Below are 14,585 nucleotides of genomic sequence, written 5' to 3' on the forward strand. Positions count from 1 at the left end.
TAGTTAATTCTTAAATCAAACATGGTGCCCATGGGCAGGATTGAACTGCCGACCTCTCCCTTACCAAGGGAGTGCTCTACCACTGAGCCACATGGGCTAAATCTAATGCAACAAATTTTGGAGCGGGATAAGAGAATCGAACTCTTGACCGAAGATTGGAAATCTGCTGTTTTACCATTAAACTAATCCCGCACATCTGGTGGAGGGGGTAGGATTCGAACCTACGTAGGCGTAGCCAACAGATTTACAGTCTGCCTCCTTTAGCCGCTCGGACACCCCTCCGCGAACCCAATATTCTGACTCCAAATGGAGTTTCTGTCAATCACTCTAAACGCTTTGCACAAGTAAAAGCGCTCAGACCTAAAAGGGTCTGGGCGTTGCATTGGTGCCCGGCAGTTACCTACTTTCACACGGGTAATTCGCACTATCATCGGCGTAGAATCGTTTCACTGTCCTGTTCGGGATGGGAAGGAGTGGTTCCAATTCGCTATGGTCACCGGGCGTAGAGGGTTGAGTTGCTGATTAAATCAACAACTCTATTTGAAGTAAGCATGTAATAAGGATGCAGATTAAATCTGGCAAACATCCGACACAATAGTGCTGGTTATAGGATCAAGCCTAACGGGCAATTAGTATCGGTTAGCTTAAAGCATTACTGCACTTCCACACCCGACCTATCAACGTTGTGGTCTTCAACGACCCTTTATGTAGGTTAAACCTACGGGAGATCTCATCTTCAGGCAAGTTTCCCGCTTAGATGCTTTCAGCGGTTATCTCTTCCGTACATAGCTACCCTGCGATGCTTCTGGCGAAACAACAGGTACACCAGCGGTACGTCCGCTCCGGTCCTCTCGTACTAGGAGCAGCCCCCGTCAAATCTCCAACGCCCATGGCAGATAGGGACCAAACTGTCTCACGACGTTTTAAACCCAGCTCACGTACCTCTTTAAATGGCGAACAGCCATACCCTTGGGACCGGCTACGGCCCCAGGATGAGATGAGCCGACATCGAGGTGCCAAACACCGCCGTCGATATGAACTCTTGGGCGGTATCAGCCTGTTATCCCCAGAGTACCTTTTATCCGTTGAGCGATGGCCCTTCCATACAGAACCACCGGATCACTATGACCTGCTTTCGCACCTGCTCGACTTGTCGGTCTCGCAGCTAAGCACGCTTTTGCCATTGCACTTTAGGTACGATGTCCGACCGTACCAAGCGTACCTTCGTACTCCTCCGTTACACTTTGGGAGGAGACCGCCCCAGTCAAACTGCCTACCATGCACTGTTCCCGACCCGGATAACGGGCCAAGGTTAGAACCTCAAATAAATCAGGGTGGTATTTCAAGGTTGGCTCCAACAGAACTAGCATCCTGTTATCAACACCTCCCACCTATCCTACACAGACCGATTCAAAGTCCAATGCAAAGCTACAGTAAAGGTTCATGGGGTCTTTCCGTCTAGCCACGGGTAGATTGCATCATCACAAACACTTCAACTTCGCTGAGCCTCAGGAGGAGACAGTGTGGCCATCGTTACGCCATTCGTGCAGGTCGGAACTTACCCGACAAGGAATTTCGCTACCTTAGGACCGTTATAGTTACGGCCGCCGTTTACTGGGACTTCAATCAAGAGCTTGCACCCCATCATTTAATCTTCCAGCACCGGGCAGGCGTCACACCCTATACGTCCACTTTCGTGTTTGCAGAGTGCTGTGTTTTTATTAAACAGTCGCAGCCACCTTTTTATTGCAACCCTTTCATCCTCCCGTTGTTCACGGTTAAACTACAAGGGCGCACCTTATCCCGAAGTTACGGTGCAAATTTGCCGAGTTCCTTCTCCTGAGTTCTCTCAAGCGCCTTAGAATACTCATCTCGCCCACCTGTGTCGGTTTGCGGTACGGTCTTGTTAGACTGAAGCTTAGAGGCTTTTCTTGGAACCACTTCCAATTGCTTCGCGAATAAATTCGCTCGTCTTACGCCCTTGAATTACGCTACCGGATTTATCTAATAGCCATCTCCAACGTAAGAACCGGGACTTCCAACACCCGGACAACTTTCCGCGATACGTCCCCCCATCGCATCTAACAATGGTCAAGGAATATTAATCTTGTTCCCATCAGCTACGCATCTCTGCCTCGCCTTAGGGGCCGACTCACCCTGTTCCGATGAACGTTGAACAGGAAACCTTGGGCTTACGGCGAGGGGGCTTTTCACCCCCTTTATCGCTACTCATGTCAGCATTCGCACTTCTGATACCTCCAGCATCCTTTACAAGACACCTTCACAGGCTTACAGAACGCTCTCCTACCATCAACATTGCTGTGATCCGCAGCTTCGGTTATATGATTAGCCCCGTTACATCTTCCGCGCAGGACGACTCGATCAGTGAGCTATTACGCTTTCTTTAAAGGATGGCTGCTTCTAAGCCAACCTCCTGACTGTTTTAGCCTTCCCACTTCGTTTCCCACTTAGCATATATTAGGGACCTTAGCTGGCGGTCTGGGTTGTTTCCCTCTTGACACCGGACGTTAGCACCCGATGTCTGTCTCCCGTGCTTACACTCGTAGGTATTCGGAGTTTGCTATGGCGCAGTAATCCGCAATGGACCCCACTACCATGACAGTGCTCTACCCCCTACGGTGATACACGAGGCACTACCTAAATAGTTTTCGGAGAGAACCAGCTATTTCCAGTTTTGTTTAGCCTTTCACCCCTATCCACAGCTCATCCCCTAACTTTTCAACGTTAGTGGGTTCGGTCCTCCAGTACGTGTTACCGCACCTTCAACCTGGCCATGGATAGATCAACTGGTTTCGGGTCTACACCCAGCAACTAGCGCCCTATTCGGACTCGCTTTCGCTACGCCTTCCCTATTCGGTTAAGCTTGCTACTGAATGTAAGTCGCTGACCCATTATACAAAAGGTACGCAGTCACCCCTTACGAGGCTCCTACTGTTTGTATGCACACAATTTCAGGATCTATTTCACTCCCCTCCCGGGGTTCTTTTCGCCTTTCCCTCACGGTACTTGTTCACTATCGGTCGATTACGAGTATTTAGCCTTGGAGGATGGTCCCCCCATATTCAGACAGGATTTCACGTGTCCCGCCCTACTTGTCTCTAGCCTAGTACCACTCAATAATTTTCACATACGGGACTATCACCCTTTATTGTTGGACTTTCCATTCCATTCTGTTAATTACTGAGCTATCACTAGAAGGCTCTTCCCATTTCGCTCGCCACTACTTTGGGAATCTCGGTTGATGTCTTTTCCTCTCGCTACTTAGATGTTTCAGTTCACGAGGTTCGCTTCTCATACCCTATGTATTCAGGTATGGATACCACAAAAGTGGTGGGTTTCCCCATTCAGAAATCCCCGGATCAAAGCTTATTTACCAGCTCCCCGGGGCTTATCGCAGGTTATAACGTCTTTCGTCGCCTGTAATCGCCAAGGCATCCATCATGTGCACTTATTCACTTGATCCTATAACGAGCACCATTGCTAGTACCTGCTACAGGTTTTACTTCTACTTCTGACATATTTGCCGTAATCCAAACTGTAAGTACTTGTTAAGAACTTTGTAAAACTCGTTTGATATTACTGATTGATGATTCAATCTTTACCCTTATTACATTGTCAAATGTCCTCTCAAAGAAACATTTGACACTTTGCTTACTCAAATTTTTAAAGAACAGTCATAAATGGCAAAACTAAACAACTAAGAATCACTTAGTTTTGACATTTATAAGTTGGTGGAGGATGACGGGATCGAACCGACGACCCCCTGCTTGCAAAGCAGGTGCTCTCCCAGCTGAGCTAATCCCCCAACGTCCACTAAATCCATATCACTACTGATTGGTGGGTCTGGTAGGACTTGAACCTACGACCCCTGCGTTATCAACACAGTGCTCTAACCAGCTGAGCTACAGACCCGTGGCTTTTATTGTCAACCGATAAGTGTGGGCACTAAAGATCCAGCATCTTTTCTTTAGAAAGGAGGTGATCCAGCCGCACCTTCCGATACGGCTACCTTGTTACGACTTTACCCCAGTCATGAACCCTGCCGTGGCAGTCGCCCTCCTTGCGGTTAGGCTAACGGCTTCTGGCAAAACCCACTCCCATGGTATGACGGGCGGTGTGTACAAGACCCGGGAACGTATTCACCGCGACATTCTGATCCGCGATTACTAGCGATTCCGGCTTCACGTAGTCGAGTTGCAGACTACGATCCGGACTACGATGCATTTTCTGAGATTAGCTCCCCCTCGCGGGTTGGCAACCCTCTGTATGCACCATTGTATGACGTGTGAAGCCCTACCCATAAGGGCCATGAGGACTTGACGTCATCCCCACCTTCCTCCGGTTTGTCACCGGCAGTCTCTTTAGAGTGCTCTTGCGTAGCAACTAAAGACAAGGGTTGCGCTCGTTGCGGGACTTAACCCAACATCTCACGACACGAGCTGACGACAGCCATGCAGCACCTGTGCTCACTTTCTCTTACGAGCACCTAATGTATCTCTACTTCGTTAGTGACATGTCAAGGGTAGGTAAGGTTTTTCGCGTTGCATCGAATTAATCCACATCATCCACCGCTTGTGCGGGTCCCCGTCAATTCCTTTGAGTTTTAATCTTGCGACCGTACTCCCCAGGCGGCTGACTTCACGCGTTAGCTACGTTACTCAGGATGTAAATCCCGAACAACTAGTCAGCATCGTTTAGAGCGTGGACTACCAGGGTATCTAATCCTGTTTGCTCCCCACGCTTTCGTGCATGAGCGTCAGTGTTATCCCAGGGGGCTGCCTTCGCCATTGGTATTCCTCCACATATCTACGCATTTCACTGCTACACGTGGAATTCTACCCCCCTCTGACACACTCTAGCTATACAGTCACAGGCGCCATTCCCAGGTTAAGCCCGGGGATTTCACGCCTGTCTTGTATGGCCGCCTGCGCACGCTTTACGCCCAGTAATTCCGATTAACGCTCGCACCCTACGTATTACCGCGGCTGCTGGCACGTAGTTAGCCGGTGCTTATTCTTCAGGTACCGTCATTCCCGGACTGTGTTAGAGCCGGTGTTTCTTCCCTGACAAAAGAGCTTTACAACCCGAAGGCCTTCTTCACTCACGCGGCATTGCTGGATCAGGGTTTCCCCCATTGTCCAAAATTCCCCACTGCTGCCTCCCGTAGGAGTCTGGGCCGTGTCTCAGTCCCAGTGTGGCTGATCGTCCTCTCAGACCAGCTACTGATCGTTGCCTTGGTGGGCTTTTACTCCACCAACAAGCTAATCAGGCATCGGCCGCTCTAATCACGCGAGGTCTTTCGATCCCCCGCTTTCCCCCTCAGGGCGTATGCGGTATTAGCACAGCTTTCGCTGCGTTATCCCCCACGATAAGGTACGTTCCGATGTATTACTCACCCGTTCGCCACTCGCCACCAGGTGCAAGCACCCGTGCTGCCGTTCGACTTGCATGTGTAAGGCATGCCGCCAGCGTTCAATCTGAGCCAGGATCAAACTCTTCAGTTCAATTCCTGTGATCCTTGCGGATCGTCGCACTCATTCAAGAAATTGACTTGGTAATAAAACCAAATCTTTTTACTGTCTATGAGTACTATTTATTTACATCTGTCCCGAAGGACTGGATGCTTTCACTTAATGCCCACAATTATCGGTTGACTAATTTTTAAAGAGGGCTGACTTGTTTCGTATTTCAAAAAACATTCAGCAGAGTGGTGAGACTATATCCCACTTTTTTAGGGTCGTCAACACCTTTCGTACTCTTTTACTTAAAAAAGCTAAGTTTTTTCTTACTTTAAAAATAAATCCTTCAAAAACAATGGCTTATATTTTAAAAAATTAACTTTTTTCGTGCTTATTTCCAACACATAAGGGAAAACCCTGAAATTTATACGTAAAAATGCTAAAATATTGCTATGCACAATAAATTAGCGAATAGTCACTTACCCACCAGCCCATATACGGTAGGGCAGGCTGTACCTGTTCGGGAATTGCATGCTGGTTACAGGCAAGAGATTGAACCATTTACTACTGTTAAATGAAGAAGATAGGCGCTTGCGCTTTGGAATTCAGACTCCAGACGAAGTCATCAGGCACTATGTAGAACGCCTTGATTTCAATAAAGATGTCATCTTTAGCGTGTTTGACTTAGACCTGAAGCTCATTGGCATGGCCCATTTAGCCTATCTCCCTGAGCACAAAGGTGCGGCTAGGGCAGCTGAGTTCGGTGTTTCGGTATTGCCAGAGGGCCGAGGGCAGGGCTTAGGTACCGCTCTATTGAAGCGTTCGGCTGTTCACTCACGCAATAACACGCATTGAAACTCTTTATGTTCACTGCCTAGCCAACAATAAGGCAATGATGCACTTGGCACAAAAAGCTGGCATGATAGTTGAATACGCCTATGGAGATGCTGATGCCTGTCTTAAATTACCCCCGGCAAAACCCCGCAACTATTGTTGAAGAGGCAGCCAATGAACAATGGGCATATTTAGATACGTATTAAAAGAAAATCTAAAGCGCTCCAATCAAGCGTGATGGTGGTTCTTAGGACGACCCTGGCCTCGCTCGTTAATTGGCGCTCGGAGCGCCACGCAGTATCCATCCTGTAAGCGCATTCAAATCTGCGTTACTCAATTTTGTATTGGCAGGCATAGGAACAACACCCCAGGAACCAGATCCACCTTTGGCAATTTTATTTTTTAAAAAAGCCTGCGCATTCGGATCGCTTTTATATTTTTCTGCAACAGCCTGGAAGCTAGGACCAACAATTTTTTTATTGATTGCGTGACAACCTAAGCATGCATTTTGCTTTGCAATCGCAAGCGTTTTTTCATCATCAACATTTGCATGTGCAAAAGCAACGAAATAAGCGAGCGCAAAAAATTGTTTTGTAATCGCTCGCCACCTCACCGTCGCCAACTTAAAGGTTATTGATATTTTGGAGGAGCATTTGGTTGTGATTGATCTGCCTTGCCCTGATTCTCTAAGCATATTTTTTTTCTTGAGAAATGATGTCAAAGTAAACAAAAACTTCTTTTACGCCATTCGTATTGCTAGCAACTTTCTTTGCAAGATCTGCCTCGCCTTGGGTCAAGATTCCCATCAGATAAACGCTAGTTCCTTCAGCTACGATAGCCATAGAATTGGATGGAAGTTGATCGGTAAATATCATCTGCGTTTTGATCTTAGACTCGAGATATGAATCATTTGCTCGTGATGTGTAGCTACTATTAGGCCCAACTACCAATTCATTAAATACAGTGCGCGCATTCTTCATTGCTTTTACATATGCACCTGCATCCTCCTTAATAGCGGCATCCTTCACTTCGCCAGTCAACAAAACTTTTTGGTTAAATGAAGTTACATTGATGTGTGCGCTATCACCAAATCGTTTTACTAAGGCATTCTCGGCTTCTAACTCAATATCCTTATCAATTGCTTGTACTGCCGGGGTACGGCGATCTGCCATGATGCTTGCGCCTGCTGCTACACCACCAACAGCAACTACGGCACATGCTGAAAGTTGTGATGCGATGATTGCGGAAAAAAATAATTTTCTAAGAAGCGAAATTTTCTTCATTGGGCATTTTTCTAGGTTGAAATAACAATAAATATTTAATCAAGTAAAAGATGATCTACGCCGTCACACAAGGCATGGAGTAAAACCAAATGGGTTTCTTGAATGCGCGCAGTTCTTGTGGATGGCGCACACAAATGGATGTCATCCTTATCCAATAATTGAGCAATTTTTCCGCCGCCGTTGCCAGTCAGCGCAATAATTTTGATACCCATCTTTTTTGCAGCCTCAATCGCTTTGACAACATTCTTTGAATTTCCAGAAGTTGAGATTCCCAAAAGAATATCGCCATTTTTGCCAAGTCCGCGCACTTGCTTACTGAAGACTTCATCATAGCTGTAGTCATTTCCAACCGCAGTCAGAATTGAAGTGTCCGTTGTCAAAGCAATCGCCGCCAACTCTTGGCGCTCTCTTTCAAACCGACCAATGAGCTCAGCTGCAAAGTGCTGCGTATCCGCGGCAGAGCCACCATTACCGCAAGCCATGACCTTACCCCCGTCCCGCAAACAATCCACCATGGCAATGACACCCTGAGCGACTATTTCTGGGAGAACTTTTTCAGCGTCTTGCTTTACGGCAATACTATCTAAAAAATGTTGGGAAGCACGCTTGCGCAAACGTTCGTTGATATCTTCTTCCATAACAATATTATGCGCCAAAGATGCCCTTATTCCAGTAGCTAGCAGCTAATTTCAAAAGCAACGTATGCTCTTGATAATTATTTAACTTTTGGCAGGCATCCAGCATGGAATTCAGCTCATTCGATTTTTTAAAACAGCAGGATTTGCCTTCTGGGGCTCTTTACATGGTAGCAACGCCTATAGGAAATTTGGGCGACATTACCTTGCGCGCCCTTCATGTCCTCAATGCAGTCGATGGGATTGCTTGCGAAGACACTAGGCATAGCGCTGCATTGCTCCAACAATTTGGCGTTCATAAAAAATGTATAGCACTACATGAACATAACAAAATTACAGGCGCCCAAACCATTATTGAGCATCTAGCCAATCATCAGCGTTGGGCCTACATTTCAGATGCAGGCACACCCGGGGTATCAGATCCTGGGTCAAGATTAGTCAATGAAGTTCAAAATGTAGGATTACGTGCAATACCCATTCCTGGTCCTAGCGCTGTATCCTCCAGCGCAATCTCAGTAGCTGGATCTGTCATGCATCACTCAGAAGGACGCTTCCAGTTTTTAGGTTTTTGGCCCAACAAAACTAAAGAGCGCGAGGCTTGCTTACAAGATATTCTAAGTAGCAAAAAAGCCAGTATCTTTTTTGAATCTCCACATCACATCAAAGAGACCCTTGGTTTGCTTGCAAAAAATTTAGAGCCTGAGCGTCGGCTGTTAGTTTGTCGCGAATTAACGAAAAAATTTGAGCAGCTCGCAACCCCTCAAGCTTTCGGTATTGTTTAGCCAGCTACTAATACCTTTCGCTTGAAGGGCGAATTTGTGATCGTGGTGGCAGGGCGTTCAGCCAATGAAGACGAGGCTCCAGAGCACTCATCCCTTTTATTATGGGTAACGCACTAAGCCCATATCTTGGCAGCAAAGAGATTGCTGCAGTTCTTGCCCAAACCTTAGGGCTGACAAAAAAAGATGCTTATCAAGTTGCCTTAGAAAGTGAAAAACAATGAATGCCAATAAAAAAGCTGGCTCAAGGCCAGCTTTTAAAACAGGACTAAGAATTATTTAGCACCAACGGCGGGAGCCGCAGGCTCACTAGCATCCTTGAAATTAAGCTGAGCTACTGGCTTAATGATTTCATTGGCTGACGCTGATGAATCTGCGCGCTTACCATTATTCATAAACACCATTAACAACAAAATGATGATGAGTGGCACAAAAAAGCCGGCAAACACCATGATGATGAGTTGTTTTGGGGACTTAATCAGATTTCCGTGCTCAGTGCTCATAAGAATTTATCGTTTGGCGGGTTTTAGGGTTGGTTTGTCGAAATTATAACTAGAGAGTAGGATTATAGGCACTTACAATAGTGGGGTAACCAGTTTTTTCACTAGCGCCCGTAGCTCAGTGGATAGAGCATTGGCCTCCGAAGCCAAGGGTCGCAGGTTCGATTCCTGCCGGGCGCGCCAAAATTAAAGGGGTTTTTGACCTATATCATGCGGAAAATTACGAAAACCGCTATCATTTGTACCTGACTTATTGATTCTTATCGTGTCTACACATCTAAATTCCGCCCTTTCAGAGCCGTCCTTAACCAATCCTTTGCCACCAGAGGCGCCATTACCGCATCGAAAAATCATTCGAAGTTGGCTGATCCCAATGGCGCAAGGCGAAACTGGACGCGCGATCATGTTGCTAGTAATTGACTCACTTTTGTGGCTAGGCTGTATTGCAGGAACGATATTTGTAGAAAACATTCAGCTTAAAGTGATTTTTGGTCTCATCGCTGGTTTTGTCACTGGTCGCATCTTTATTCTGGGTCATGACGCTTGCCATCAAAGCTTCACGCCCAATCGTGAGCTAAATAAAGTATTAGGGCGGATTGCTTTCTTGCCATCTCTTACGCCTTATAGCCTATGGGATGTTGGTCATAACGTTGTCCATCATGGTCAAACCAATTTGAAGGGCTTTGACTTTGTATGGGCGCCTTTATCTAAAACAGAATATGACGCACTTCCCCCATGGCGTAAGGCGCTGGAACGTCTTTATCGTAGTGGTTGGGGTCCTGTTTTTTACTACTTAATTGAAATTTGGTGGAGACGTGAGTATTTCCCTAACGCCAAAAATAAACCCGGCGATCGTCCAATTTTCTTAAAAGACAATTTGCTTGTTACCGCATTCGCCATTGTTTGGATCGGCTGCTTAATTGCTGGAGCCGTTGCGACTGGTCAATCTATTTGGATTGGCTTACTAACAGGTTTTGCTGTACCTTTCTTGTTCTGGAACGGCATGATTGGATTTGTGGTCTACGTTCATCACACCCATCCAAAGGTGTCTTGGTACAATAAGAAATCTGAGTGGTTACGCGCCCAACCATTTGTTTCAACAACGGTTCACCTGACTTTTAATTGGATTTGGGGCAAATTGATGCACCACATCATGGAGCACACTGCGCACCATGTGGATATGAGTGTGCCCCTGTATCGCCTGCCAGAAGCCCAGCAGACCCTTGAAACCATCCTTCCAGAGCGTATTTTTGTACAAAAGTTCTCATGGGCTTGGTATTTTGATACTGCCCGCAAGTGCAAGTTATACGACTTTGAAAACAAGGCTTGGTTGGATTTTGACGGCAACAAGACAGCAGAATCGGTTCGAGTTGTGCTGAGCCCTGCTCCTGTGGGACAAAACGGGTAAAATGGATCTCTGTATAAAGATTTGCCTTACACCCGGATTGCCAATGACTACCTCGACTCCAGCAGCTACCCAAGAAAACTCTCAGAGCCTAAAATTTTGCTCTTCTTGTAGTCGCGAAAAACGACTTGAGGGTGGCACATGGATTTCAACAAGCAATCGCAAGCAACGCTGGATTTGCGCTAGTTGTTTATACAATCGCACGCATCGTACCGGCTCCGCTAAAACCTGAGTTCATCCTAGCGTTTGAGTTTTAAGCGCCATCTCCAACATAGGGATTGGTTTTACGTTCTTGTCCAAATGTTAGACGTGGGACCATGTCCGGGAACAAACTGCACGTCATCGCCCAATGGCCATAGCTTCGTTTTAATTGCATTAATTAAATCTGCATGGTTGCCCGTGGAAAGTCAGTTCTGCCAATTGATCCGGAGAACAAGACAGCGCCAACAATTGCAAGGCGATCTTCTTTATCAAAAAATACAACGTGACCTGGCGTATGCCCAGGGCAGTGCAATACTTCTAGATCAACATTCCCCACTTGCACATGATCGCCATGATTTAACCATCGGTTAGGTTCAAAAACTTTAGCGTGTCCAAAGCCAAAACGCACCGTTTGTTCTGGTAACTGCTCGATCCAAAAGCGCTCATCTTCCTGCGGCACTTCAATCGGTACGCCCAATAGATCGGCTAAATCTTTAGCAGCTGCGCAATGGTCTAGGTGGCCATGTGTCAGTAATATTTTTTTAACACCCCCCATTTGCCTTACGCCAGCAAGGATTTTTTCTAGATCGCCACCTGGGTCAACTACGGCTGCATCGCCTGTCTCTTGACAAACCAAGATCGAACAATTTTGTTCAAAAGGCGTAACCGGAACAATTCCTAATTTAATTGGCATATATACAAAGCAGATAAATGAATGATTTTTAGAAGGCTAGTTTATGTGAGTACGCATAAAATGCTCTTAAAGGATAGAACACAATGAACAGTCAAGATGCATTTAAATTCGCAGCAACTCATGAATGGGCAGACTTAGAAGATGATGGTCTGATATGGGTAGGGGTTAGCAATCATGCGCAAGAGGCCTTGGGCGATGTGATGTTTTTCAAGCTCCCAAACTGGGACTACAAGCTAAGCAGGGCGAAGCAATTACCGTTATTGAATCGGTAAAAGCAGCAAGCGACATTCATGCGCCAGTGAGCGGAGAGATCGTTGCGCCCAATGAAGAGGTCGATGCTTCACCAGAGCTCGTAAATGAAAAGCCTTATGGTGGTTTGGTTATTCAAAATTAAGCCCGCCTCAAATGACAGCCTTGCTTTAGACTTAAATCAACCCTTAACACTAGAAGAATATAGCGCACAGGGCCCTGGAGCCTAAAATTAAATTGCAATGGGATCGCGCTCAATTAACCAACGTACGCGACCTTCCTTGCCAATACGCCCCTGAGAATGTTCACGCAAATATCGATCCATTGCCTCTAGTAATTCCTGTAAATCTTTACGGCCTCCCGATTCAATCAATAGCTGAGCGCGCTCAGTACCAGCGACCCTCATCACTGGTTTAGGTACTGGATCGCAAACCTTAAGGCCTTTGAATATCAGGCCTTGAGATTGCACATGTCTCTTCAAAATACTCAAAAACAGAATGGCCTTATCTAAACTTTTAGCTTCTGCATGTATTAGGGCCTGATAAGAAAACGGGGGCAAGCCCGCTTCTTTTCTTTCGTTTGCCGTGAAAGATAAAAATCCATCTACATCATGTCGCAATAAATACTGAAAAACAGCGGCCTCTGGAAACTGGGTTTCGATATAAATTGCGCCGCCAGTTTCACCATCTTTATTTGCACGCCCCGCCCTACCCGCGACCTGGACTAATTGCGCAAATAATCTCTCTGCAGCTCTAAAGTCTTGAGAAAACAATCTGCTGTCGGCATCCAGCACTGCAACTAAGCCAATATTTTGATAGTCGTGCCCCTTAGCAATCATCTGGGTTCCAACGACAATATCTACGCTTCCCGCATGTATCTTCTGAAAAAGCTCTTCAGCCCCTTTAATCTTTCTGCTTGAGTCTGTATCAACGCGCAACACTCTGGCGCCAGGCCACATCTCTTCAAAAGAATCCTCTATCTTTTGAGTGCCCTGACCTAAGGTCTTTAGATCACTATTTCCACAGTCAGGACAATGAATGAGTATTGACTTAACCAATCCACAGTGATGGCAACTCAATACCGACTTCTTACCCAATGCTCCGGCTTTGTGAAGCACCATATATGAGCTACATTGCCCGCATTTAGATAACCATGAACAGGCACTACAACTGAGAACGGGGGCGTAGCCCCTGCGATTAATCAGTATTAAGCTTTGTTGCTTGCTTTCCAAGCTTTGACTAACTGCTTTTGCAAGCATCTTTGTAATCAGGCTTTTTGATTTTGGCTTATCTTCATCGCCCGGACTAAATTGGGTTTGTGGATCACGAGTATTTACCAAATGCACTTGTGGCAAGCTTGCGCCTTGGGCACGCTGATCTAGTCGAATATATTCGTAGCGACCTGATTGTGCAGCCATCCAAGTTTCTAGAGAGGGGGTAGCCGATGCCAATAGGATTGGTATCTTAAGGTCGTGAGCGCGCCAAATTACAAGATCTCGCGCAGAGTATCTGATGCCATCTTGCTGCTTATAAGACGGATCGTTTTCCTCATCTACAACTATTGCACGTAGATTAGGCAAGGGGGTTAAAGCTGCAAGACGTGTACCTAAAATAATTTGGGCTTTACCTGTCATGGCATCATGCCATGCGATGCCTCTGACCTTTTCACTCACCCCGCTATGAAGCACAACCATTTTCTTCTCAGGAAAGTAGGCCCGCACTCTACGTTCTAGCTGCGGTGTTAAATTGATTTCTGGTACCAAGAGCAACACTTGTGCGCTTGTGTCATCTAATATTCCGCTAAGCCAATTTAAAAATATAGCGGTCTTTCCACTTCCTGTTTGGCCTTGCAAAAGTATTGCTTTGAATTCATTTGAAGGGCAAGCGCGTAATTTTTTTAATGCGAGCAGCTGTCCATCATTCAAATGGTTTTCATCTACAAATCCCTCGACTATCTCTTGCTTATTTTTTTTCTTTTTCTTTTCTATATCGCTTGCTAACCTCTTTGGGATTTTTTCCCATTCATCTGGCTTTTTCCACATCTGTGGGATTGTTGGAATGATGGTCTCTCCAAGCGCGTGGATGTAATACTGGCTTGCGAAGTACATTAAGCGCAGGACGGCCGGATCTAATGGGGGAAGTGGGGCACGTCTGGTTACATTCTTTAATTTATGAACTTCATAATTAGAGTGAGCGCTTACTTTAATAATCACTCCAGCTAAAAATGTTCGCCCAAAGGGAACTTCTACGAGCACCCCAATAGCTGGTAGGCCACCTAATAAGCTCTCATCCCATAAGTAGTCAAAGCCCTGCACTAGGGGCTTGTCAACAACGACCTGAACTACTATTGGAGGATGCATGATTTACTTCAAATTTCTATTTAGCTTGTGGATAAGTCTGTGGATATCATCCAAAGTTTCTGATTTATAAGCTAATTTATTGGCTCACAATTTTTGCACCTATTTAAAGCTTTTTTGTTATTTTACTTATAAAACAATGACTTATGAAGGTATTCGAAAGTGAATT

The 14,585-nt window shown here is 46.0% G+C and carries 8 protein-coding genes, 6 tRNA genes, 3 rRNA genes and 2 pseudogenes; 5 read left to right on the top strand and 14 right to left on the bottom strand.

All coding sequences use genetic code 11. The features are described from left to right. Positions 1 to 22: 22 nt before the first annotated feature. From DXE37_RS00005 to DXE37_RS00040, 8 genes are all read right to left on the bottom strand, one after another. A tRNA-Thr gene (locus DXE37_RS00005) sits at positions 23 to 97 on the bottom strand. A gap of 21 nt (positions 98 to 118) precedes the next feature. Further along, positions 119 to 192: transfer RNA gene (locus DXE37_RS00010), tRNA-Gly, on the bottom strand. 5 nt (positions 193 to 197) lie between these two features. After that, a tRNA-Tyr gene (locus DXE37_RS00015) sits at positions 198 to 282 on the bottom strand. Positions 283 to 387: 105 nt separating this feature from the next. Then, positions 388 to 501 (bottom strand): 5S ribosomal RNA (gene rrf, locus DXE37_RS00020). A gap of 107 nt (positions 502 to 608) precedes the next feature. Next, positions 609 to 3,483: ribosomal RNA gene (locus DXE37_RS00025) — 23S ribosomal RNA — on the bottom strand. A gap of 267 nt (positions 3,484 to 3,750) precedes the next feature. Beyond that, positions 3,751 to 3,826: transfer RNA gene (locus tag DXE37_RS00030), tRNA-Ala, on the bottom strand. 30 nt (positions 3,827 to 3,856) lie between these two features. Continuing rightward, positions 3,857 to 3,933 (bottom strand) — tRNA-Ile (locus tag DXE37_RS00035). 59 nt (positions 3,934 to 3,992) lie between these two features. Beyond that, positions 3,993 to 5,525 (bottom strand): 16S ribosomal RNA (locus DXE37_RS00040). Together the 16S, 23S and 5S rRNA genes with 5 tRNA genes alongside form the textbook arrangement of a ribosomal RNA operon. Positions 5,526 to 6,032: 507 nt before the next feature. On the opposite strand from DXE37_RS00040, the gene DXE37_RS11840 reads away from it, so the two are divergent. Beyond that, the gene (locus tag DXE37_RS11840; RefSeq protein ID WP_231970812.1) at positions 6,033 to 6,335 is read left to right on the top strand and encodes a GNAT family N-acetyltransferase; all 303 of its coding nucleotides are present in this window, start codon (positions 6,033 to 6,035) and stop codon (positions 6,333 to 6,335) included. 250 nt (positions 6,336 to 6,585) lie between these two features. On the opposite strand, the gene DXE37_RS00050 is transcribed toward DXE37_RS11840, so the two are convergent. The 3 genes from DXE37_RS00050 to DXE37_RS00060 form a co-directional block, all read right to left on the bottom strand. After that, complete coding sequence (locus DXE37_RS00050; RefSeq protein WP_114636146.1) at positions 6,586 to 6,927, bottom strand: c-type cytochrome; 342 nt, start codon at positions 6,925 to 6,927, stop codon at positions 6,586 to 6,588. A gap of 73 nt (positions 6,928 to 7,000) precedes the next feature. Further along, positions 7,001 to 7,597 carry a BON domain-containing protein gene (locus DXE37_RS00055; RefSeq protein WP_231970816.1) on the bottom strand — a complete coding sequence of 199 codons (597 nt, stop codon included), beginning with the start codon at positions 7,595 to 7,597 and terminating at the stop codon, positions 7,001 to 7,003. A 35-nt stretch (positions 7,598 to 7,632) separates the two neighbouring features. Then, a complete protein-coding gene (locus DXE37_RS00060; RefSeq protein WP_114637486.1) occupies positions 7,633 to 8,235 on the bottom strand; it encodes a phosphoheptose isomerase in 603 nt (200 codons plus the stop codon). A gap of 104 nt (positions 8,236 to 8,339) precedes the next feature. Between DXE37_RS00060 and rsmI the strand changes: the two genes are divergently transcribed. After that, positions 8,340 to 9,014 carry a 16S rRNA (cytidine(1402)-2'-O)-methyltransferase gene (gene rsmI / locus DXE37_RS00065; RefSeq protein WP_231970819.1) on the top strand — a complete coding sequence of 225 codons (675 nt, stop codon included), beginning with the start codon at positions 8,340 to 8,342 and terminating at the stop codon, positions 9,012 to 9,014. 272 nt (positions 9,015 to 9,286) lie between these two features. On the opposite strand, the gene DXE37_RS00070 is transcribed toward rsmI, so the two are convergent. Beyond that, complete coding sequence (locus DXE37_RS00070; RefSeq protein ID WP_231970822.1) at positions 9,287 to 9,514, bottom strand: hypothetical protein; 228 nt, start codon at positions 9,512 to 9,514, stop codon at positions 9,287 to 9,289. A 104-nt stretch (positions 9,515 to 9,618) separates the two neighbouring features. Between DXE37_RS00070 and DXE37_RS00075 the strand changes: the two genes are divergently transcribed. Further along, positions 9,619 to 9,694 (top strand) — tRNA-Arg (locus DXE37_RS00075). Between the two features lie 82 nt (positions 9,695 to 9,776). Continuing rightward, positions 9,777 to 10,919 (top strand): fatty acid desaturase, encoded by a 1,143-nt coding sequence (locus DXE37_RS00080; protein ID WP_174221025.1) that lies wholly within the window; start codon positions 9,777 to 9,779, stop codon positions 10,917 to 10,919. A gap of 250 nt (positions 10,920 to 11,169) precedes the next feature. On the opposite strand, the pseudogene DXE37_RS00085 reads toward DXE37_RS00080, so the two are convergent. Beyond that, a pseudogene (locus DXE37_RS00085) lies at positions 11,170 to 11,805 on the bottom strand (MBL fold metallo-hydrolase). Positions 11,806 to 11,894: 89 nt separating this feature from the next. Between DXE37_RS00085 and DXE37_RS00090 the strand changes: the two are divergent. Then, positions 11,895 to 12,205: pseudogene (locus DXE37_RS00090) on the top strand (glycine cleavage system protein H). 87 nt (positions 12,206 to 12,292) lie between these two features. On the opposite strand, the gene priA reads toward DXE37_RS00090, so the two are convergent. Further along, complete coding sequence (priA, locus tag DXE37_RS00095) at positions 12,293 to 14,419, bottom strand: replication restart helicase PriA (RefSeq protein ID WP_114636147.1); 2,127 nt, start codon at positions 14,417 to 14,419, stop codon at positions 12,293 to 12,295. Positions 14,420 to 14,585 lie beyond the last annotated feature (166 nt).

The sequence above is a fragment of the Polynucleobacter necessarius genome (genome assembly GCF_900095205.1).
Lineage (GTDB): Bacteria > Pseudomonadota > Gammaproteobacteria > Burkholderiales > Burkholderiaceae > Polynucleobacter > Polynucleobacter necessarius_E.